Annotated in this window: 20 protein-coding genes and 1 tRNA gene; 8 read left to right on the forward strand and 13 right to left on the reverse strand. The window is 64.2% G+C overall.

Annotation, left to right across the window (positions count from 1 at the left end):
* Positions 1-155 precede the first annotated feature (155 nt).
* Entirely contained in the window at positions 156-2,786 is a 2,631-nt protein-coding gene (clpB, locus tag OS914_RS11755; protein ID WP_267546254.1) for an ATP-dependent chaperone ClpB, read from the forward strand.
* 4 nt (positions 2,787-2,790) lie between these two features.
* Here the strand turns inward: clpB and OS914_RS11760 are convergent, their stop codons facing one another.
* On the reverse strand, positions 2,791-3,531 hold the full coding sequence (locus OS914_RS11760; protein ID WP_267546255.1) for a septum formation family protein: 741 nt from the start codon (positions 3,529-3,531) through the stop codon (positions 2,791-2,793).
* Between the two features lie 256 nt (positions 3,532-3,787).
* On the opposite strand from OS914_RS11760, the gene OS914_RS11765 reads away from it, so the two are divergent.
* On the forward strand, positions 3,788-4,012 hold the full coding sequence (locus OS914_RS11765) for a DUF3073 domain-containing protein (protein ID WP_267546256.1): 225 nt from the start codon (positions 3,788-3,790) through the stop codon (positions 4,010-4,012).
* 245 nt (positions 4,013-4,257) lie between these two features.
* On the opposite strand, the gene purM is transcribed toward OS914_RS11765, so the two are convergent.
* From purM to OS914_RS11790, 5 genes are all read right to left on the reverse strand, one after another.
* A complete protein-coding gene (gene purM, locus OS914_RS11770) occupies positions 4,258-5,412 on the reverse strand; it encodes a phosphoribosylformylglycinamidine cyclo-ligase (protein ID WP_267546257.1) in 1,155 nt (384 codons plus the stop codon).
* Positions 5,409-6,998, reverse strand: coding sequence for an amidophosphoribosyltransferase (gene purF / locus OS914_RS11775; protein ID WP_267546258.1), 1,590 nt, complete (start codon positions 6,996-6,998; stop codon positions 5,409-5,411). The genes purM and purF overlap by 4 nt, the downstream gene beginning before the upstream one ends.
* A gap of 31 nt (positions 6,999-7,029) precedes the next feature.
* A complete protein-coding gene (locus tag OS914_RS11780; protein ID WP_267546259.1) occupies positions 7,030-7,353 on the reverse strand; it encodes a hypothetical protein in 324 nt (107 codons plus the stop codon).
* A 48-nt stretch (positions 7,354-7,401) separates the two neighbouring features.
* Positions 7,402-7,755 (reverse strand): sterol carrier family protein, encoded by a 354-nt coding sequence (locus tag OS914_RS11785; RefSeq protein WP_267546338.1) that lies wholly within the window; start codon positions 7,753-7,755, stop codon positions 7,402-7,404.
* A gap of 85 nt (positions 7,756-7,840) precedes the next feature.
* On the reverse strand, positions 7,841-8,845 hold the full coding sequence (locus OS914_RS11790) for an asparaginase (RefSeq protein WP_267546260.1): 1,005 nt from the start codon (positions 8,843-8,845) through the stop codon (positions 7,841-7,843).
* A 135-nt stretch (positions 8,846-8,980) separates the two neighbouring features.
* On the opposite strand from OS914_RS11790, the gene purD reads away from it, so the two are divergent.
* Together purD and OS914_RS11800 are read left to right on the forward strand one after the other, a co-directional pair.
* The gene (gene purD, locus OS914_RS11795) at positions 8,981-10,288 is read left to right on the forward strand and encodes a phosphoribosylamine--glycine ligase (RefSeq protein WP_267546261.1); all 1,308 of its coding nucleotides are present in this window, start codon (positions 8,981-8,983) and stop codon (positions 10,286-10,288) included.
* A complete protein-coding gene (locus OS914_RS11800) occupies positions 10,285-11,184 on the forward strand; it encodes a phosphoribosylaminoimidazolesuccinocarboxamide synthase (RefSeq protein WP_267546262.1) in 900 nt (299 codons plus the stop codon). Before purD ends, OS914_RS11800 begins: the two co-directional genes overlap by 4 nt.
* A 22-nt stretch (positions 11,185-11,206) precedes the next feature.
* Here OS914_RS11800 and OS914_RS11805 read toward each other — a convergent pair whose 3' ends face one another.
* The 6 genes from OS914_RS11805 to OS914_RS11830 form a co-directional block, all read right to left on the reverse strand.
* Positions 11,207-11,449, reverse strand: a complete 243-nt coding sequence (locus OS914_RS11805; RefSeq protein WP_267546263.1) for a PLD nuclease N-terminal domain-containing protein — start codon at positions 11,447-11,449, stop codon at positions 11,207-11,209.
* A 31-nt stretch (positions 11,450-11,480) separates the two neighbouring features.
* Positions 11,481-12,725, reverse strand: a complete 1,245-nt coding sequence (locus OS914_RS11810) for a helix-turn-helix domain-containing protein (RefSeq protein WP_267546264.1) — start codon at positions 12,723-12,725, stop codon at positions 11,481-11,483.
* A 123-nt stretch (positions 12,726-12,848) separates the two neighbouring features.
* Positions 12,849-13,229 carry a hypothetical protein gene (locus tag OS914_RS11815; protein ID WP_267546265.1) on the reverse strand — a complete coding sequence of 127 codons (381 nt, stop codon included), beginning with the start codon at positions 13,227-13,229 and terminating at the stop codon, positions 12,849-12,851.
* Between the two features lie 161 nt (positions 13,230-13,390).
* A tRNA-Pro gene (locus OS914_RS11820) sits at positions 13,391-13,467 on the reverse strand.
* Positions 13,468-13,650: 183 nt separating this feature from the next.
* A complete protein-coding gene (locus tag OS914_RS11825) occupies positions 13,651-14,601 on the reverse strand; it encodes a metallophosphoesterase (RefSeq protein WP_420713944.1) in 951 nt (316 codons plus the stop codon).
* A gap of 4 nt (positions 14,602-14,605) precedes the next feature.
* Positions 14,606-16,906 carry a transglycosylase domain-containing protein gene (locus tag OS914_RS11830; protein WP_267546266.1) on the reverse strand — a complete coding sequence of 767 codons (2,301 nt, stop codon included), beginning with the start codon at positions 16,904-16,906 and terminating at the stop codon, positions 14,606-14,608.
* Positions 16,907-16,942: 36 nt separating this feature from the next.
* Here OS914_RS11830 and OS914_RS11835 point away from each other — a divergent pair, with 36 nt between their 5' ends.
* Genes OS914_RS11835 through OS914_RS11845 form a run of 3 tightly spaced genes read left to right on the forward strand, consistent with a single transcriptional unit; the run spans position 16,943 to position 18,541 of the window.
* Positions 16,943-17,098 (forward strand): Sp36 family protein, encoded by a 156-nt coding sequence (locus OS914_RS11835; RefSeq protein ID WP_267546267.1) that lies wholly within the window; start codon positions 16,943-16,945, stop codon positions 17,096-17,098.
* A 41-nt stretch (positions 17,099-17,139) separates the two neighbouring features.
* Positions 17,140-17,634 (forward strand): RidA family protein, encoded by a 495-nt coding sequence (locus OS914_RS11840; RefSeq protein ID WP_267546340.1) that lies wholly within the window; start codon positions 17,140-17,142, stop codon positions 17,632-17,634.
* Positions 17,618-18,541, forward strand: a complete 924-nt coding sequence (locus tag OS914_RS11845) for an NUDIX hydrolase (RefSeq protein ID WP_267546268.1) — start codon at positions 17,618-17,620, stop codon at positions 18,539-18,541. Before OS914_RS11840 ends, OS914_RS11845 begins: the two co-directional genes overlap by 17 nt.
* A 75-nt stretch (positions 18,542-18,616) precedes the next feature.
* Here the strand turns inward: OS914_RS11845 and OS914_RS11850 are convergent, their stop codons facing one another.
* Positions 18,617-19,156, reverse strand: coding sequence for an NUDIX hydrolase family protein (locus OS914_RS11850; protein WP_267546269.1), 540 nt, complete (start codon positions 19,154-19,156; stop codon positions 18,617-18,619).
* Between the two features lie 114 nt (positions 19,157-19,270).
* Between OS914_RS11850 and OS914_RS11855 the strand changes: the two genes are divergently transcribed.
* Positions 19,271-19,864 (forward strand): YdeI/OmpD-associated family protein, encoded by a 594-nt coding sequence (locus OS914_RS11855; protein WP_267546270.1) that lies wholly within the window; start codon positions 19,271-19,273, stop codon positions 19,862-19,864.
* The last annotated feature ends 25 nt before the right edge of the window (positions 19,865-19,889 follow it).

Raw genomic sequence — 19,889 nt, forward strand, 5'->3', positions numbered from 1 at the left:
TTTTGCATCCGCTGCTTTCACCGACTCCGGTTTCGCTCCGCGCAATCATGGATACTAATTTCACTCCTAGATAACTTGAGCGTAGTACACTCAAGTTAGTAGTTTAGATGTGGCCCCGTGACGGGCCGAAAGAGCGCTGTGAAGGGAGTCTTTTCGTGGATACCAAGTTCACCACCAAGAGCCAGGAGGCGCTTTCCGCCGCGGCCATGAACGCCTCGACGGCGGGCAATCCGCAGGTTGAGCCGGCCCATCTGCTCAAGGCGCTGATGGATCAGCGCGAAGGTGTGGCCGTCGCTCTACTCAAGGGCGCCGGCGTCGATCCGGATCAGATCAGCCGCGGTGCCAGCGGAGCCATCCGTTCCCTCCCCGCCTCCTCCGGCACCAGCGTCGCCCAGGCGCAGTTGAGCCGGAATGCCCTGCTGGCCCTGCAGACCGCCCAAAAGGAGGCGGACCGCTTAGGGGACAGCTATGTCTCCACCGAGCATCTGCTGCTCGGCGTCGCCGCCGACGCAGGAGAGGCCGGAAAGGTGCTGCGCGATGCCGGGGCCGGGGCCAAAGCACTGGAAGCGGCGCTTCCGAATGTCCGCGGCGGCGGCAAGGTTTCCACGCCGGACCCGGAGAATACCTTTCAGGCGTTGGAAAAGTACGGCGTCGATCTGACCGCAATCGCACGCTCCGGCAAGCTGGATCCTGTGATCGGCAGGGACTCCGAGATCCGCCGCGTGATCCAGGTGCTGAGCCGACGCACCAAGAACAACCCGGTGCTGATCGGCGAGCCAGGCGTGGGGAAGACGGCCGTCGTCGAGGGTCTGGCCCAGCGGATGGTGGCCGGAGACGTACCGGAAAGCCTGCGTGGGAAGTCCCTGATCAGCCTGGATCTGGCGGCAATGGTCGCCGGGGCAAAGTACCGCGGGGAATTTGAGGAGCGGCTCAAAGCAGTGCTGGAGGAAATCAAGAATTCCGACGGTCAGGTTGTCACCTTCATCGACGAAATCCATACCGTGGTGGGCGCCGGCGCGTCGGAAGGATCCATGGATGCCGGCAACATGCTCAAGCCGATGCTGGCGCGTGGCGAACTGCGGCTGATCGGCGCGACCACCTTGGATGAGTACCGCGAACACGTCGAGAAGGATCCGGCGTTGGAGCGGCGCTTCCAGCAGGTCTATGTTGGTGAGCCCAGTGTGCCGGACACCATCGGCATTCTGCGCGGTTTAAAGGAACGCTACGAGGCCCATCATAAGGTGGCGATCGCCGACTCAGCGCTGGTGGCCGCAGCGACGCTATCCAATCGGTACATTGCCGGCCGGCAGCTGCCGGACAAGGCGATCGACTTGGTGGACGAGGCCGCGTCCCGGCTGAGGATGGAAATCGACTCCGCCCCCGAGGAAATTGACCAGTTGCGGCGTTCAGTGGACCGGCTGACCATGGAGGAGCTGGCCTTGAGCGGAGAAACCGATCCGGCGTCCCGTGACCGGCTGGATGCTTTGCGCGCCGATATGGCCGATAAAAAGGAGGAACTGAATGCGCTGAACGCCCGGTGGGATGCGGAAAGAGCGGGGCTAAACCGGGTTGGCGAACTCAAGGCGAAGCTGGACGGACTGCGCTCGGTGGCGGATAAGGCACAGCGCGACGGCGATCTGGAGCAGGCCTCGCGGGTGCTGTACGGCGAGATTCCCGCACTGCAGCGCGAACTGGACGCGGCCACTGCCGAGGAGGAATTTCCGGACAAGTCCCAGCTGATGGTCGCCGAGGAAGTCACTGCCGACGATATCGCCGAAGTGATTTCCGCCTGGACGGGGATTCCTGCCGGCCGGATGCTGCAGGGTGAATCGCAGAAGCTGCTGCAGATGGAGCAGGTGCTCGGGGCGCGGCTGATCGGCCAATCCAAGGCCGTTGCTGTTGTCTCGGACGCCGTGCGCCGGTCCCGGGCGGGAGTCTCAGACCCGGACCGGCCCACCGGCTCGTTCCTGTTCCTGGGCCCCACCGGCGTAGGTAAAACGGAACTTGCCAAGGCATTGGCGGATTTCCTCTTCGACGACGAGCGTGCCATGGTGCGGATCGACATGAGCGAGTACTCCGAAAAGCACACGGTGGCCCGCCTGGTCGGGGCACCTCCGGGGTATGTGGGGTACGAGGAGGGCGGCCAGCTCACAGAAGCCGTCCGCCGTCGCCCGTATTCGGTGGTGCTGCTGGATGAGGTGGAAAAGGCGCACCCGGAAGTCTTCGACATCTTGCTGCAGGTGTTCGACGACGGTCGGCTCACCGACGGTCAGGGGCGCACTGTTGATTTCCGCAACGTCATTCTGGTGCTGACATCGAACCTGGGCAGTCAGTATCTGGTGGACCAGACGCTGGCTCCGGAAGCGAAGCAGCAGCTGGTGATGGACCTGGTCAATGCGTCCTTCAAACCGGAGTTCCTGAACCGGCTGGACGACATCGTGATGTTTGACGCGTTGAGCGTGGCGGAGCTGTCCAAGATAGTGGACCTGCAGGTGCAGTCGATGGCGGCCCGGCTGCACGAGCGCCGTCTGAGCCTCGAAGTGACGGAGGGGGCGAAGGCATGGCTGGCGATGACCGGCTACGACCCGGCGTACGGTGCCCGGCCGCTGCGGCGTTTGGTGCAGCGCGAAATCGGCGACCGGCTGGCCCGGGAGATTCTTGCGGGGACGGTAGCCGACGGCGATACGGTGCTGGTGGACACGGCGGCCGATGTGGAGGAGCTGAGTGTGGATGCACTGGCCCGCGGCACAGGGGCGGGCCTTTCGGTCAGCCGCAAAATAAGCTGACCGTTCAGCTCAGCAGCGATTCCCGGATGTTGTCTCCCGAGTCGTCCACAATGATGCAGTCCACCCGGCGGTCGCCCTTGGCCCAGGTGGTTTGGGACGGATACCCCGACTTTGGTTTGTAGGTGTAATTGTTGGCCGCGCTCGAGAGTTTAACGCTGCTGCAGGTATCGGCGGCCTTGGCCTTCAGCGCGTCCAGCCCCGGGTAGTTGCCGGCTTCCGGATAGCTATAGGTCGCGACGAGCTGGGCTGCATGCGGGGTTGCGCAGTCGACGATATCCGCGTTCTGGCTGGCATCCTTGAACGCGCGGAAGCAATCTCCCTTGGCCCACTTGGTTGGCGGGGCATCGGAGGTGATCAGGCCGGTGCCGCCGGGCGACGCGGTGGAAACGGCCGAAGCCGACGGCGTCGCACTGGGTGTGGGCTGGGGGGTGCCACTCGCAAGGACCGTCTTCGACGCGGCAGCGGAAGCGACCGACGGCGTACCCGCGCCCGTACTCGTCTCCTTGCCTCCGCTGATCAGTGCGACGAGCAGCCAGATCAGCGCGATGATCACCAACACGGCGACGACGGCGGCCCCAATAATGACATACAGCCGCCGGTTGCTGGTCGACGCAGGTTCTACGGGGGTGAACGCGGGCTTGTTCGGCTCTGTCGGGGAAAGTCGTGCCGCGGTCTGTGCCTCAACGCTATCCGGGCGGGGTTGTTCCTGACCGGCTCCGGTCTGATCCTTGTCCCGCTCGTTCATCGAAGAAAACACCTTTCCTGCCGGTCGCCGCGTTCGCTGGGATCCTCCCCTGTCCTAAGACTCTACCGAAGTTTCCGGCGTCGGTGCGGAGAGTCCGGGCCCGCAAATGTTACGGTGACAGCCTCCATCCGTGTTCGGCACACGGACAGTGCCGAAAGCATGTAATCTAGAGGTACGACAAATTGACCGAATATTCCGGGGCCTCGCTCTTAGCCGAGCGACCACCTCCGGTCCGAGTGTAAAAGGGGGTCACGCCATGGGGCGCGGCCGTCAAAAGGCTAAGGCAACCAAGCAGGCTCGGGATATCAAGTATTATTCCCCGAACACTGATTACACGGCACTCCAGCGCGAACTGGGGGCCACCGAGAGGCGTGCCACTTCAGGCCGTTACCCGCAGACCCCCGTAGAGCCGGACTACTCCGCCTACGAGGACAAATATGCGCAGGACGATGACGAGGTAGACAGCCGACAGATCGGCTAGGTTCATCGATCCGATGGTCGCCTGTCACCGGCATCGTCCGGTGCAACAGCAGCTTCAACCCTGCCATGTTCGGTTATTGAGATAGCCGTAACGTCATGGCGGGGTTTTTGCTGTTACCGTCTCTCTTCCTGCCGGCGGTTATCGCACCGCTGTGTGGCGTGCCCGGTCTTGGGCCGGGTGGGAGTCTTCAGCGATCCCCAAAAGAGCTTCCTTCGCCATTATGGCCGGGGCGGCATCCTGATTTCTCAGGCGTAGCTGCCGACCAACCGGACGGCACCGCCGTCGACCCCTTTAGCGCCCTGGACGTAGTCCGGGCCGTGCTTATCCATGTCCGCGGAAGCCGTCGAGACGGTACCCATCACCCACGAGGGCAGGCCACGACCATTGAGGCGGGCGACGGCGGAGTCTGCGGCTTCGGCCGAAACGATGGCCACCATTCCAACGCCAAGATTCAGGGTGCGTTCCAAGTCTGGGAGGGGAACGCTGCCCAGTTCGGACACGAGGCTGAAAATGGCCGGCAGGCTCCAGCTGGAACGGTCCACCGTCGCCAGCAGTCCCTGCGGAAGCACCCGGGCGAGGTTGGCGGCCAGGCCACCGCCGGTGACATGGCTGAATCCGTGCACGCCTGCGGGTTGGCCGACGGGCAGGAAGCGCGCGAGGTCCAGACAGTCCGCCGCATATACGCGGGTTGGTTCCAAGAGCTCTTCGCCGAGGGTGCGGCCCAACTCCGAGACCTGGCGGTCCAGTGCCCAGCCGGCGTGATTAACGACACGGCGGACCAACGAATAACCATTGGAGTGCAGACCGGATGAGGCCATCGCAATGACCACGTCACCGGCTCGGACGCGGTCCGGGCCGAGCAGGTCACTGGCTTCGACGACGCCTGTGGCCGCTCCTGCAACGTCGTACTCGCTTTCGCCGAGCAGACCGGGATGTTCTGCGGTTTCCCCGCCGACCAGGGCTGTCCCGGCAACCTCGCAGGCCGCCGCAATACCTCGGACAATATCCGCGATGCGCTCTGGGACCACCTTGCCGCAGGCGATGTAGTCGGTCATGAACAGCGGCTCGGCTCCCACCACCACAATGTCGTCGACCACCATCCCGACCAGGTCGAAGCCGATCGTGTCGTGGATGTCCATCGACTGTGCGATGGCAACCTTGGTCCCGACGCCGTCCGTGGACGTGGCGAGCAGGGGTTTCGTGTAGGTCAGCAACCGGGAAACGTCGTAGAGGCCGGCGAACCCGCCAACGCCGCCGAGTACCTGCGGGCCGTGCGTGGCCCTGACTGCGTCCTTCATCAATTCCACGGCTCTGTCACCGGCCTCGACGTCAACACCGGCGCTGGCGTAGGTGATGCCCGATGATGCGGCTGATGACGAATGGGGGGCGGCGGAAGTCATACCGTCTCTTTCTTCTCTGTATCCGAGGAACCGGACGATTGCCTGTCGCTGGCCGTGAGGAGGGGTTCGAATTCGGCATCCGGTCCGGGGTCACAGCCGGTGGACGTGGTGTCATCCGCCGGATCTGTCCGTTCGAGCAGGTTTTTTCCAAGGCGGTCTGCGGCCGGCAGCTCGATCGGGTAATTTCCGGTGAAACACGCCGTACACAACCGTTCCCGTGGCTGCAAGGTGGCATTGATCATGCCATCCTCGGAGATATACGCCAGGGAATCCGCGCCGATCGATTTGCTGATCTCATCGACTGCCGCGCCGTTGGCGATCAGTTCCGCGCGGGACGCAAAATCGATGCCGTAAAAACAGGGCCAGCGAACCGGCGGGGAGGAAATTTTCACGTGCACCTCGGCAGCACCGGCTTCGCGCAGCATCCTTACCACGGCGCGCTGGGTGTTGCCGCGAACGATTGAATCATCCACCACCACAATCCGCTTGCCGCGGATGACGGATTCCAGGGCGTTTAGCTTCAGCCGGATCCCGAGTTGGCGCAGCGTCTCGCTGGGCTGGATAAACGTCCTGCCCACGTACGCGTTTTTGACGAATCCATGAGCAAAGGGAATCCCGGATTCCTCCGCATAACCGACGGCGGCGGGCGTTCCGGATTCCGGTACCGGAATCACAATGTCCGCATCGAAGCTGTTTTCCCGGGCCAACTGCCGGCCCATCTCCACCCGGGACTCATAGACGGAGCGTCCGGCGATGGTGGCATCCGGGCGGGCGAGATAGACGTATTCAAAAACGCAACCGGCAGCAGTGGCGGGCGCAAACCGCTGGCTGCGCACGCCGTCGTCGCCAATCGCGATCAATTCACCCGGCTCGATGTCCCGGATAAAGCTGGCGCCCACAGTGGCGAGAGCGGCTCCCTCGGAAGCTACTACCCAGCCGCGCTGCAGACGGCCCAAGACCAGCGGGCGGACGCCGTGCGGGTCCCGCGCCGCGTATAAGGTGCCCTCGTCCATGAAAACGAAGCAAAAGGCGCCGTGGATTTTCGGCAGCAGGTCCATCGCCGTGTCCTCAAGCGACCGTCCGTCGTCGCCCTTGAGCAGCGTGGTGACCAGCGCGGTATCGGAGGTATTACCCTGCGCCATTTCGCCCGATGTGGGCTTGCCGTGGCGTTCGAGCACCAGGTCATACAGCTCGGCCGTATTGGTCAGGTTGCCGTTATGGGCCAGCGCCACGGTGCCCGTTGCGGTGGCGCCAAGGGTGGGCTGCGCATTGGCCCAGTTGGACGAGCCGGTGGTGGAATAACGGCAATGGCCGACCGCGATATGCCCGGTGAGCGTGTTCAACGTTGTCTCGTCAAAGACCTGGGACACCAATCCCATGTCCTTGTAGACACTGATCCGGCTGCCGTCGCTGGCCGCGATGCCGGCCGATTCCTGCCCGCGGTGCTGCAGCGCGTACAGGCCGTAATAGGTTAGTTTTGCAACCTCTTCACCGGGTGCCCAAACACCAAAGACGCCGCAGGCGTCCTGGGGCCCTTTTTCTCCGGGTAAAAGATCATGGGAAAGTTTTCCGTCTCCGCGTGCCACGGATAAATTATCTCACGTATTGCCCGCGGGATTACGCGGACGTCGCGTCGTCGGCTCGTTCGAGCACAATCCGCTCACTGCGGCGGACACTGCCGCGGTCCAGCAGCAGCGCAACGACGGCGCCCAGGGCCACGCCCGGGAGCGCCAGCAGGACGGCGAAGAAGCCGAAGACGGTAGTGCGGTCAAAGCTGGCACTGCCGGGACCGGCCAGGGCGACGATGGCCGCTGCCAGTATCCCAACCAGGGCACCGGCGATGAGGAAGGGAACGAACTTCGGCGCTCGTCGGACCGTAGCGCGCCGCAGTTCGGGTGCCTGCTGGCTGTGGGCGGGCTCGCTGGAAGGCAGGGAAGTCATGGGACTAAGTTTACCCGCGCCGGCGGCACCCGCGTTTCGGGCGTGCTGTTAGAGCGGGAGAAGGCCGGCCAGATCGGCCCGGAGGCCGGAGGCCGCAACACGTCCGGCGGCTATGGCGTCTGCCCACGTCAGCTGGCCGGTTGCCATCTCGAGCCAGGTGGCGGCGTCGCACTCAATCACGTTCGGGGGAGTCCCCCGGGTATGCCGGGGCCCCTGGACGCACTGGGCCACGCCGAAGGGGGGAACCCGAACCTCGACGGAGTTTCCCGGTGCCCTGGCGGAAACCTCTTCGAGTGTGTAGCGGACGGCCGCGGCCACCGTGGTGCGGTCCGCTGAGCCGGCGCGCCAGTCCGCCAGCGCCGCCTTGCCTGCCCCGATCTCCACCCGCCGCTTCGCCACCAGGAGGCCCTCTCTCCATCGTCGAGTGGGGAGATCTGCCCCTAAATCACCGGGTTCAAGGGGCAGATCTCCCCACTCACCTGCAGTGTCAGTCCAGCAGGGCGGTGACGGCCGAGCCCAGCCGCAGGCTGCCTACGGGCCGTCCGCCGCCGGAGATCGGCTTCACCACCCGCTCCAGCACGCCGGCAATTTCGGGCACATCCACGGCCCCCGCCGCGGCCAGCATAGTCAGCCCCACCAGCGTCGCGGCACGGCCGTTTCCATCGAGCATTTTCAGCGCCACCGCGGCCCCCGAGGGAGTGGCCATGGCCAAGACACCTTCGGCGCCGAGCTTGCACAGGATGCCGAGCTCTTCCATCACGACCGTGTTTGACTTACCGCTGCCTTGCACTGCCCACGGGTAGTCCAGCATGGAAGTGCTGATGGTGGCGGCGCGGGCATTGGCGTTCTTGTCCAGCGGGGCCTTGGCCAGTTGTGAAAAGGCCCGGCCCAGGCCGGTCAGGGACACGGCCATGACCGGCGCGCCACAGCCATCCACACCGGTATGTGTCACGCTCTCCTGGGTATATTCCTCAATCACCGAGCGGACACGCTGTTGCAGGGGATGATTCGGCTCCAGATAAGACTGCAGATCCCAGCCGTTCTCCTTGCATGCCCAGAGGAAAGCGGCATGTTTGCCGGAGCAGTTCATCGCGATTTTGCGTTTGCCGCGCCCCGCCCGGACAAAATCGTCGCGCGTCTGATCGTCCTCGGGCCAGTCCTCCGGACAGCGTAAATCCTGCTCGGTGACACCCGCGGCCTTAAGCATCCCCTCCACCACGTCCATATGCGCCTGTGAACCCACGTGACTGGCGCAGGCGACCGCCGCTTGAACTCCACGCAGCGGAACGCCAGCCTGCATGGAGGCGAGCGCCTGCAGGGGCTTGAGCGAGGAACGCGGAAACACCGGCGCGCTGATGTCTCCTAAGGCGGTCACCACGGAACCGTCACCGGCCACGACGACGGCGGAACCGATATGTCGGGACTCGACGAATCCACTGCGTTCCAGTATAGCCAGTTCGACGGCGGCATCCGCGGAGAATGTGTTCAGCATGGGGCCAATCCTATTCGGTTGCGGGAGCAGGCGGCCGCGGCCACACCATCTGGGCCGCAGCACGTGCACTCATATCGCGTTTTGCCTGCGGTTGCTGCGACTGAGTTGACCGCCGCGGCGAAGTACCCTTGAATCGTGAAGGTTCTCGTGATTGGCCCCGGTGGCCGCGAACATGCCATTGTCCGTTCCCTGCTCAGCGACCCGAATGTATCCGAGGTTCACTGCGCACCCGGCAATGCGGGCATCGGCAGGCTGGTCCCCACCCATGCCATCGATGCCAATGACCCCGGCGCAGTGACCGCATTGGCCGTCAGGCTGGCGGTGGACCTGGTCGTCATCGGCCCGGAGGCGCCGCTGGCGGCCGGCGTGGCGGACGCCGTTCGCGCAGCCCGCATTCCCGTCTTTGGTCCAAGTAAGGAAGCGGCGCGGCTGGAGGCCTCCAAGGCGTTCGCCAAAGCAATCATGGCCGAGGCAGGAGTTCCCACCGCGATGGCCCGCGTGGCCAGCGACGCCGAGCAGGCCGCGGATGCGCTCGATGCATTCGGTGCCCCGTATGTAGTCAAGGACGACGGACTGGCGGCGGGCAAGGGCGTGGTGGTCACCTCAGACCGGGCGGAGGCTTTGGCGCATGCGCAAAGCTGCTTTGATGCCGGCGGTGAGGTGGTCATCGAGGAGTTCCTGGACGGCCCGGAGGTGTCGCTTTTTGTGCTCTCCGACGGCCGCACGGTCGTTCCACTGGCTCCGGCGCAGGATTTCAAGCGCATTTTCGATGGAGACGAAGGCCCCAACACCGGCGGCATGGGCGCCTATTCGCCGCTGGACTGGGCACCGGCGGGTCTGGTGGCCGAGGTTATCTCCCGTGTAGCCCAGCCCACGATCGACGAGATGGCCCGTCGGGGCACTCCTTTTGCCGGCGTGCTGTATTGCGGTCTGGCGCTGACCGGCCGAGGGATGCGCGTTATCGAATTCAATGCCCGCTTCGGGGACCCCGAGACGCAGGCGGTCCTTGCCCGCCTGCGAACGCCGCTGGGCGGTCTGCTGATGGCTGCAGCTAAGGGGCAGCTGGACGACATCGATGACCTTCGCTGGTCGCCGGACGCCGCCGTCGCCGTCGTGCTGGCGTCCGAAAATTATCCGGACGCGCCGCGCACCGGGGAAAGGATCCGCGGATTGAACAAGGTCAACGCTCTGGAGTCGGTGCATGTGCTGCATGCCGGAACGGCATTGGACGACGACGGCAAGATAGTCAGCGCGGGCGGCCGGGTCCTCGCCGTGGTCGGCTTAGGAACGGATCTGGAGGAGGCGCGCGAGCGGGCCTATGAGGGCATTGGCCTGATCAAGGTGGACGGTTCACAGTACCGCCGGGACATTGCCGCAAAGGCGGCGCGGGGCGAAATATCGGTGGCCCCTGCTGGCATTCACGAGCAGGCGGATCGGGTATGAGCGCCCCGCAGCTCACCGGCTGGAAGCACGTTTACTCTGGCAAGGTACGCGATCTGTACGAGCCCGCGGAGGGCAATGCAGCTGCCGGAGCAGATGTGGTCCTGGTGGTGGCCAGCGACAGGATAAGCGCCTTCGACCATATTCTGGCAACCGAAATACCGGACAAGGGACGGGTTCTCACGCAGCTGAGCCTGTGGTGGTTCGACCAGCTTCAGGTCCCCCATCACGTGCTGGGCAGCACCGTTGCCGACGGCGTGCCGGCAGCGGTGGCGGGGCGGGCGATGATCTGCCGGAAACTCACCATGTTTCCGATCGAGTGTATTGCCCGCGGGTATCTCACCGGATCCGGGCTGCTCGAATACCGGCAAACGCAGACGGTGTGCAATCTGCCGCTGCCCGAAGGACTGCTGGACGGGTCCCGGTTGGAGCGCCCCATCTTCACACCGTCCGCGAAAGCGGAGGTCGGCGAACACGATGAAAACATCACCTTTGCAGCGGTGGTCGAAACCATTGGCGCGGAGAACGCCGCGCAGCTGCAGTCACTGACGTTGGGAATCTATTCCCGGGCGGAGGAAACCGCGCGGAGCCGCGGCATAATTCTGGCCGACACCAAGGTTGAATTCGGCGTGGACCGCGCCACCGGAACCATCACGCTCGGGGATGAGGTGCTCACCCCCGATTCTTCCCGGTTTTGGGACGCAGCGCAGTGGCTGCCGGGAAAAGCGCAGCCGAGCTTTGATAAACAATTTGTGCGGGATTGGCTGACCTCTCCGGCGTCCGGCTGGGACCGCACCGCGGACGAGCCGCCGCCGGCGCTGCCGGCCGACGTCGTCGAACGCACCCGCGCCCGCTACGTAGAGGCCTTCGAAAAGCTGACCGGGCGCACTTTCGCCTAGCGGAGCCGGTGCGGCCGTGCCGTTAGTTCTTGCGCCCGCAAAGAAAATAAAGAATGGGGCCGGCGAAATTGATAAACGAAGCGGCCACCCAGAGGGCTTTGGGACCGTTGACCTGCGCGGGCGTGCGCTTCTTCAGGTCCGCCAGCGCCGCGCCCTGCAGTGCAAGCTGCACGCCGGCCGCGAGCAGAGTTGTCCGTCGCTTCCCGGCGGACATGTCCTTCCACTTCTTCTTCCGTCCCATCACCGTCTCCTGTCTTGTTTCCATTGACTGAGCGTCCACTAAAAGGCGTGTCCGGCTAGCTGACCCGCCCGGCAGCCCGCATTTCCAGTATGTTATCCAGTGCCAGCGCTACGCGGTCCCCGGCCCCGGCATGGGCAAACTGCTCCTTCGCCTCGGTCAACAACTGGAGCGCCTCCGGGAACTGGCCCATGGCCTTGTGCGTCTTGCCCAACAGCAGTGCCACCTCCCCGGCTGTGTGCTTGGCCAGATTCTCCCGTTGCCGGTAAATGTCACTGAGAAGGTCAAGCGCGGGATCGAGCGCGCCGGTGAGGTACAGCCAGCGGGCGCGGATCAAGGCCACCTCGAGCTCGTCGGCAAGGTTTGCGCCCACCACGGACTGCGCAAGTTCCGCCCGTTCGATTGCCTCCAGAGTGGCCGGTTCCACGACGCCTGCAGATAACCGAACGGACGCCGTGGCCTTGTTGAAGCGGGCCCATAGCGCCAGATCGCTGGCCGGGGAGAGCAGCAGCGAAGCCCTGGCATGGTAGGCCAGGCCCTGGTCAACGTCATTGCGCATGAAGGCTACGTTGCCGATCACCCAGCACACTTCCCCTGCCAGCTGCGGCAGCATGGAACCATCATCGAGGTCGGAGAGTGTTTGGCAATGCACCCACGCATCATCCAGCCTCCCGCTTTCAGCGAGTGCGGCGATCAGGGTCCGAATGGCAGCGATATAGGCGGTTGACTCCTGGGGAAGGGAAGCACCGCGGGCTACGGCGACGGAGGCATGCTCCACGGCCTCCGGCAGCTTCCCCAGGCCAAGGCATGCCGAGGCCATCAGCTGCCGGGCGCGGACTTCCAGCCCCGGTGTCTCCTCGGAGAGGGGATGCTTCAGAATTGCGCTGGTGACCTCTTGACACTGCTCGAAGTCCGCATCCTTTAGCAGCGCGCTGGCGTGCAGATGAGCCATGTTCCACCAGGACACCGTGTCCTTGTTCTCCTGCGCCATCGATGCAGCCTTGGCCGCATGCGTGGCCGCTCTGGCATAGTCGCGCATATCCCAAGATTGCCGGGCGTAGAGAACAGCCAGGAGGTACTCGGTTTCTTCCGCCGAAACGGGAGTGGTCCATTCCTGGACGGCATGCGGCGCCAATTGCAGCTGCTTGGCGAGCTGGACGATGACTTCCGCTGTCGGTTCACGCCGGGCATTTTCCAGTAACGACACGTAGCTCGCTGAGTAGAGGTCGCCCCCAAGCTCAGCCTGAGTGAGACTTCTGGACAATCGTTCAGCCCGAAGCCGGTCTCCGAAACTGTTTCCCATTCGTTCCTCCTGATACCCGCCCCGCACTGTCCGCACTGTCCGCACTGCAGGTTGCCGCCGGCACTGTAACTATTGTGACAGTTGGTTTACACTCAGTTTACAATTGTTGTCAACAATTGGAAATCACTCCTTCTCCACCGATCCAAAGGCTGAATTGATGAAAAGGTTTGCGAAGTCCCTCACTATTGCTGCAGTCGTGGCAGTATCCGCGTGCGCCCTGCCGGCCACAGCCAACGCAGCGGCACTCCAGTCCGTACCGTCCGCATCGGCGGTCCAACCGGCGAAGTTTGTCGGGAACTGGCCGGATGCTGTTGCTCCGCTGAAGTTTGTCGGGAACTGGCCGGATGCTGTTGCTCCGCTGAAGTTTGTCGGGAACTGGCCGGATGCTGTTGCTCCGCTGAAGTTTGTCGGGAACTGGCCGGATGCTGTTGCTCCGGCGAAGTTTGTCGGGAACTGGCCGGATGCTGTTGCTCCGGCGGTCGCTGCCAGGTAGAGACGTCCCACTGGCGTAATATAGGCTGCGGCGTCACTTTGCCGCAATGAGCTGAGAGAGGGTCCGCTTCCGGAATTTCGGAGACGGGCCCTCTTTGCTTCTCTCGTCCAGCGGCCGCTTGTGGGCAACAAAAATGACGCCGATTTCTCGACGCCATTTCGGACATTCATTGTGGTCGGGGTGACAGGATTTGAACCTGCGGCCTCGTCGTCCCGAACGACGCGCGCTACCAAGCTGCGCCACACCCCGATCCGTTGTCCCGCCCCAAACATTTTCAAGGTTGGGAAAAGCAACCTCTCAAGAATAGCGGATTTGCGCCCGCATCGCGAAACGGCCCCGCGTCAGCCCCCAACTGGGTCGCACACACGGCACGTATGGGGTACGTATGAGTGCCCCAACTGCGACCTAGTTGGGCGGGGAGGGGCGACGGCGTCAGGGACGGGCGGTGAGCGTCAGCAGGACGGCTTCTGGTCGGCAGGCGAAGCGGAAGGGCGCGGCGGGGGAGGTGCCGATGCCACCGGAGACGTTGACGGGTGAGGTGCGCCCGCGGTGCACCCAATCGTTGAGGCCCTTCGCCCGCCAGGACGGAAGATCGCAGTTGGTGACCAGGGCGCCATAGCCGGGGATGCACACCTGGCCGCCATGCGTGTGTCCGGCCAGGATCAGGTCTGCTCCATCAGCGGTGAATCTGTCCAGCACGCGCTGATAGGGGGCGTGCGCCACTGCGATCTTCACGTGAGGGGAAGTGTCCTGTCCCACCGCGCCCGCGGGCCAGCCGGCGTAGCGTTCCCGATTCAGGTGCGGATCATCTACTCCGGTGAAATCGAGCCGTAGCCCCCGCAGCCCGATGGACTGATTACGGTTGGTCAGGTTGGTCCAGCCGCCTTTCCCAAAACCGGCGTGCAGCGCGGCCGTGTCCAGCCTCGCGGGTTGTCGCACCGCGCGTGCGCGGTCAGGGAGTCTGGATGGGCCGGTTAGGTAGCGCAACGGATTCTTCAGCATCGGGGCGAAATAGTCGTTGGATCCCGGGACGAAGACGCCGGGGAAGTCCATCAGCGGGCCCAGCGCCTGAAGCAGTGGCGCAATGGCGCCTACGTGGCTGAGATTATCCCCAGTATTGACCACCAGGTCCGGGCGCAACTGCGCCAGGGAGCGCAGCCAGCGCATTTTTTTACCCTGTCCCGGGGCAAGGTGAATATCCGAAAGGTGCAGCACCGTCAGGGTCCCGGCACCAGCGGGTAGGCACGGCACCGTTTCCCGGCGCAGTTTAAACCAGTTCCGCTCCACGAAGACGCCGTAAGAGACGCAGCCGGCGGCCGCGGCGGCGCTGGCCGCCATACCCGTCAACCAAGGGTTGGGCCGACGGGTCGATGAGGACACCATAGGCCTAAGGTGTCGCAGCCGCGGTGGCGGGTGCAGACGCAGGGGGCGCAGGAGGTGCGGACGCCGGGGACGCAGCGGGTGCCGGCGGAGCGGGTGCCGACGGAGCTGGTGCCGACGCAGGGGCTGCCGGGTTGGTGGCAGGACTGCTGGGAGCCGGAGTTTGCTGTCGCGGCGCCGTCGGAGCACCCAGCATGCTTGGCGGGGGTGCGGTGAAGCTTCCACCCGGATAGAACGTCACGGCTTGCTTCATGTATTTTTGCCACTGCGGACCGGCGATGTAAGCACCATCGACCTGGGGGTAGAACTTGCCCTTGTAGGTGTAGTCCAAGGCGTAGCGGGTAGCGCCTTCCTTCCAGTAACCCCACCAGGACGCCGTAGCCAGCTTGGGTGTGTAGCCAATGAACCAGGTCTGCTCCGAGCCGTCGGTGGTACCCGTCTTGGCTCCAACCGGTGTTCCGGGGATGCCCAGACCGTAGCCCGATCCCTCCTTGACGACGTTCTGCAGGGCATAGTTGACACCGGCCGCAACCTCGGGCTTGATGGTCTGCTTGCAGTCCGATCCAGGAACAGGGTAGGTCTTGTTCTGGTAGTCCGTGATGGACACGATGCCGGTCGGGTTGCAGAAGATCCCGCCGCTGGCGAAGGTCGCGAAGCCATTGGCCATGGTCAACGGGGAAACGTTCTTGCCACCGCCGATCAGGCTCGAGATCTGGCTGGTCCAATCCAGCGGCGTGCCGTCCGTAGCGTCATGCAGGCCCATGGTCTGGCCGACATTGTTCAGACCGCACAAGTCCAGTTTGGCGGCTGAAGCAAAGGTTGCGGTGTTAATGGACCGGGTGATGCCCTTCAGCACCGTCATCTGCTGGTAGTCGCCCGGTTCATCGTTGGGAAGCAAAAAGCTGCCCGGTTCAGCGGGATCGTACGCGCCGAAATAGTGCTTGTCCGGCATGCACGTCGCCTTCCAAGGGAAGTTGCCGGGGTAAAGCCGCTTACTCGCATCAACCACCTCGTTCATGGAATGGCCTTCATTGAGCCATTCCGTAAACGTGACCACCTTCATGGTTGAGCCGGGCTGGAAGCCGGCGCCACCGCCGTCGCCCTGATCCACGTTGAAGTTTAGGTTGGTATTGCCCAGGGCGTCGACATTGGAGTAGACGGTATTCTGAGCCATCGCCAGGATCTTGCCGGTGCCGGGCTCCACCGTGACCAGTGAGGTCCCCTTTTGACTAGGGTCATCCGCAGGCTGGGTGTCGTTGACCTGATTCTGCGCGGCGGTCTGCAGCCGCGGGTCCAGCGTGGTCTTGATGGTCAGACCGCCGCGGTCCAGGAACTTCTGCCGGTCCTCCGGCGTGCTCCCGTAGGCATTGCTGTTAAGGATGACCTGGCGGACGTAAGCGCAGAAGTATGGTGCGGAGGCAGCCGAGGTGCAGCCCTGCTTGCTGGGTTGCACGTTCAGCGTCACGGGCGTGGCAACGGCAGCGTCATGATCGGCCTTCGTGATTTTCCCGGACTGCAGCAGCTTGTCCAGCACCATGTTCCGCCGGCCCAGGGCGTTGGCCGGATCGTGGATGGGATCGTAATGTTCGGGCCAGTTGACGACGCCGGCCAGCAGTGCCGCCTGAGGCAGCGTCAGGTCCTTGGCGGAGACGCCGAAATACAGGTTCGCGGCGGCCTCAATGCCGTAGGCACCATTGGCGAAGTAGACGATATTGAGGTAACCGCGGAGTATTTCGTCCTTGGAGTACTTCTTCTCCAGCGCAATGGCCAGCTTCATCTCCCGGACCTTGTCGCCCACGGTCTTCTGGTCACCGAATTTTATCGCAGCCGTGTTTCCCTTGGCTTCCTGAGCCTGGATGATCACGTTATTAACGTATTGCTGGGTCAGCGTCGATGCGCCCTGCCGGCCGCCTTGGGCGGTGGCAACCAGCGCCCGCAGGATGCCGGTGCTGTCAATGCCGCCGTGCTCATAAAAGCGGGAATCCTCGATCGCGACAATGCCCTCCTTGATGAAGGGTGACATGGCGTCCAATCCCACCTGTTGGCGGTTCTGGTCGTAGAACGTGGCGAGCACGGAGCCATCATTGGCCAGCACCTTGGTGGACTGTGCCGGCGCGTCGATTTTCAGCTCGCCAGGCAGGTTATCGAAGAAACTGATGGAGTTACTCGCCGTGGTGCCCGTAACCGCCACGGCCGGGACCATCAGCCCCGCGACCAAGACGCCGCAGATGCCGCTGACAGCAAGGAACCCCAGGATCTTTCCCAGGGTAGTCGCCGTGTCGAAAATGGGGTTCTTCAGTGCTGCCATTTTCCCAGTTTACCGGTAAGGGCTACGCTTTAGCTCATGACCAAATGGGAGTACGCCACGATTCCGCTCATCATCCACGCCACGAAGCAGATCCTGGACCAGTGGGGCGAGGACGGCTGGGAGCTTGTCCAGGTCATTACCGGACCAGACGGCAATGGTCTGGTTGCCTACCTGAAGAGGGAGAAGCCGTAGCCGTGACAGTTTCGGAAAATGACAGCGCGGGGAACCAAAACATCCGCCAGCACACCGAAGGCGCTCCGGCATCGTCCGCCGTTGAGGCCCGTCTGCAGGAGCTGGGACTGACCCTGCCCGCCGTAGCCGCGCCGGTTGCCGCCTACGTCCCAGCCGTTGTGTCCGGCGACCACGTTTACACGTCCGGGCAGTTGCCGTTTATTGACGGCAAACTCACAGTTACGGGCAAGGTCGGAACCGCGGGCGTGTCGGCCGAGGATGCGAAGGGGCTGGCCGCCGTTTGTGCCGTTAATGCCCTCGCCGCCGTCAAGAGCGCCATCGGTGACCTGGACCGTATTACCAGGATTGTGAAGGTGGTCGGTTTTGTCTCCTCCGACCCGTCCTTCACCGGCCAGCCGGGCGTTGTTAATGGCGCCTCCGAGCTGCTGGGCCAGGTGTTCGGCGATGCCGGCATACACGCCCGCTCCGCCGTGGGAGTGGCAGTGCTGCCGCTGGATTCGCCCGTCGAGGTTGAGTTGATTGCTCAGTTCCAGTAAGCCTTCGGGGATCCGGACGTTCCGGCTGCTCCCCGATCAGTTGGACGCGGCGCGGACCTGGGTGGAGTTCGGCGGGCGGACCCCCAGTAAGCCGCGGTACGCCTCGTCGGTAGTTCTGCTCAAGGACAGCCCCGCTGGTCCGCAGACCTATCTCGGTTACCGCCGCGGCGTCTCACCGCTTGGCATCGTCTCCTTCCCGGGCGGCAGCGTTGAGGCGCACGACGACGACGGCGTGGATTGGGTCGGCCCCTCTCCGGCCGCGTGGGCCAAAAGTATGGGGATGAGCGACGAGCTGCTGGCGCGCCGGCACGTGGTGGCCGCTATCCGCGAGACCTTTGAGGAAACCGGGATTCTGCTCGCCGGCGACAACGCGTCCTCGCTGATCGAGGCAAACCAGGGCCCCGAGTGGATGGCTGCCAGGGAAGCGATTGCCAACCAGGACAAGACATTCGGGGAAATGCTGGCCAAGCGCGGCCTGGCGCTGCGGACCGACCTGCTCAGGCCGCTGGTCAACTGGCTCAGTCCGGACTTCGCCCACCGCAGGTTCAATACCCGCTATTTCGCGGCGGCCGCACCCGTGAACCAGACGCCATCACAGCTGGACAGCAAGAGAGTGTGGGGCCGCTGGGCCTGTGCCGAGGAGCTGGTCGCGGGACGCGACGGCGTCGCCCTGGGCGAGGAGATCGGTCAGCCGAACACGGTGGGGCTCACCCTCTCGGAGCTGACCGTGCCCGGCTGTGAAATCATCCTGGAAAAGCTGGCCGCCTCGCGCGGCTGCATCGCGTATCTGAACCACAAGCGGGCCACGGTGGTGTACCAGCCGCGGCTGGTGGAGGAGGACGGCGAGTTCTGGCTCGAGGTGGCCTTGGCCCCGGTCTCCGAGGGGGCCGTCAGCCGCGAACGCTGACCCGGACCGGTTCCAACGGCTCCCGGTTTTACGACCAAAGCGCGCTGCTGCGCCCGTCACTGCGGAGTCTTTTGTTTAGCCGGCGATCCCGGCAAAGGCCAGTGCCTGCCGCAGGATGTCCCCGCGGCCGCCGGCGAATTCGCTTTGCACCATGGGGCTGAGTGCTTCCTGCGGGGTCATCCAGCTCAGTTCCAAGGCGTCCTGCCGCGGGCTGCATTCGCCGGTCACCGGGATCACGTAGACCAGGGCAACAGCATGCTGGCGCTCGTCGGTGAAGCCGGTCTGGGACGGGGAGGGGAAGTATTCGGCTACAGTGCAGGGGACCGGGCTGATCGGCAGCTGCGGCAGGGCGAAGTTCCCCAGATCCTTTTCAAGGTGCCGCAGCAGGGCCGCCCGCACCGTTTCCCGGTAGAGCACCCGGCCGGACACCAGCGTCCGGACCATTGCGCCGTCGTCGTCCGCCTGCAGCAGCAGACCCACCTCGTTCACATAGCCCAGCGGATCAAGCCGAACCGGCACCGCTTCCACGTAAACCATCGGGAGCCGGTTGCGGGCTTCGAAGAGGTCATCCTCGGAAAGCCAGCCTGGGTAGGGATCGGGGGTGCGTACACTCATGCTTCTGTTCTACCCCATCCGCTGCCCTCGACGCCGCAGGCGGCACCCATGTTCACCGTCGGCACGAGGCGTAGTCGGGTGCCACGGGTGACGGCGATGGGTAAGGTGTGCAGTATGGGGACGGAACTTGCCGAGCTACTGGTACCGGATGAGCAGGCATGGCGGGGCTGGCTGGCGGAGAACCATGGGAGCAGCCCGGGGGTGCGATTGGTGCTGCACAAGAAGGGCGGTTCCGTGACGGCTTTGACCTACGCGGCTGCGCTGAAGGAAGCACTGTGCTTCGGCTGGATCGACGGCGTGATCGGGCGCCGGGACGAGGGCAGCTACCTGACTCGATTTACGCCGCGGCGGCAGGGAAGTGCGTGGTCCAAGAATAATGTCGACAATGTTGCCAGGCTCCGGGAGGAGGGCCTGATGCAGCCGGCCGGGGAAGCCGCCGTGGCGGCGGCGCAGGCGGACGGGCAGTGGGAAAGGGCCTACGCGGGGCAACGGACGGCTGTTGTTCCGGCTGATCTGGCAGCGGCCGTGGCCGCTGACCCGCGTGCCCAGGCGATGTTCGATGTGCTCACGGCAACTAACCGGTATGCACTTATTTATCGAGTGGGAGCGGCAAAGAATGCCGCTGCCCGGGACGCCAAAATTGCCGGCTTTGTCCGGGCGCTGGCAGCGGGGGAGACACCCTACCCGCAAAAGCGAAGGCCGCAGTAAATCCTGCGGGCTGCTACCTGGTCCC

It is taken from the genome of Arthrobacter endolithicus, from assembly GCF_026627425.1.
Lineage (GTDB): Bacteria > Actinomycetota > Actinomycetes > Actinomycetales > Micrococcaceae > Arthrobacter_M.

Excerpts from the sequence above, each read along its gene's own strand:
- OS914_RS11760 (WP_267546255.1), bottom strand. The coding sequence starts at position 3,531 with ATGAACGAGCGGGACAAGGATCAGACCGGAGCCGGTCAGGAACAACCC.
- OS914_RS11765 (WP_267546256.1), top strand. The coding sequence starts at position 3,788 with ATGGGGCGCGGCCGTCAAAAGGCTAAGGCAACCAAGCAGGCTCGGGAT.
- purM (WP_267546257.1), bottom strand. The coding sequence starts at position 5,412 with ATGACTTCCGCCGCCCCCCATTCGTCATCAGCCGCATCATCGGGCATC.
- OS914_RS11780 (WP_267546259.1), bottom strand. The coding sequence starts at position 7,353 with ATGACTTCCCTGCCTTCCAGCGAGCCCGCCCACAGCCAGCAGGCACCC.
- OS914_RS11790 (WP_267546260.1), bottom strand. The coding sequence starts at position 8,845 with ATGCTGAACACATTCTCCGCGGATGCCGCCGTCGAACTGGCTATACTG.
- OS914_RS11800 (WP_267546262.1), top strand. The coding sequence starts at position 10,285 with ATGAGCGCCCCGCAGCTCACCGGCTGGAAGCACGTTTACTCTGGCAAG.
- OS914_RS11805 (WP_267546263.1), bottom strand. The coding sequence starts at position 11,449 with ATGGAAACAAGACAGGAGACGGTGATGGGACGGAAGAAGAAGTGGAAG.
- OS914_RS11810 (WP_267546264.1), bottom strand. The coding sequence starts at position 12,725 with ATGGGAAACAGTTTCGGAGACCGGCTTCGGGCTGAACGATTGTCCAGA.
- OS914_RS11825 (WP_420713944.1), bottom strand. The coding sequence starts at position 14,601 with ATGGTGTCCTCATCGACCCGTCGGCCCAACCCTTGGTTGACGGGTATG.
- OS914_RS11830 (WP_267546266.1), bottom strand. The coding sequence starts at position 16,906 with ATGGCAGCACTGAAGAACCCCATTTTCGACACGGCGACTACCCTGGGA.
- OS914_RS11835 (WP_267546267.1), top strand. The coding sequence starts at position 16,943 with ATGACCAAATGGGAGTACGCCACGATTCCGCTCATCATCCACGCCACG.
- OS914_RS11850 (WP_267546269.1), bottom strand. The coding sequence starts at position 19,156 with ATGAGTGTACGCACCCCCGATCCCTACCCAGGCTGGCTTTCCGAGGAT.
- OS914_RS11855 (WP_267546270.1), top strand. The coding sequence starts at position 19,271 with ATGGGGACGGAACTTGCCGAGCTACTGGTACCGGATGAGCAGGCATGG.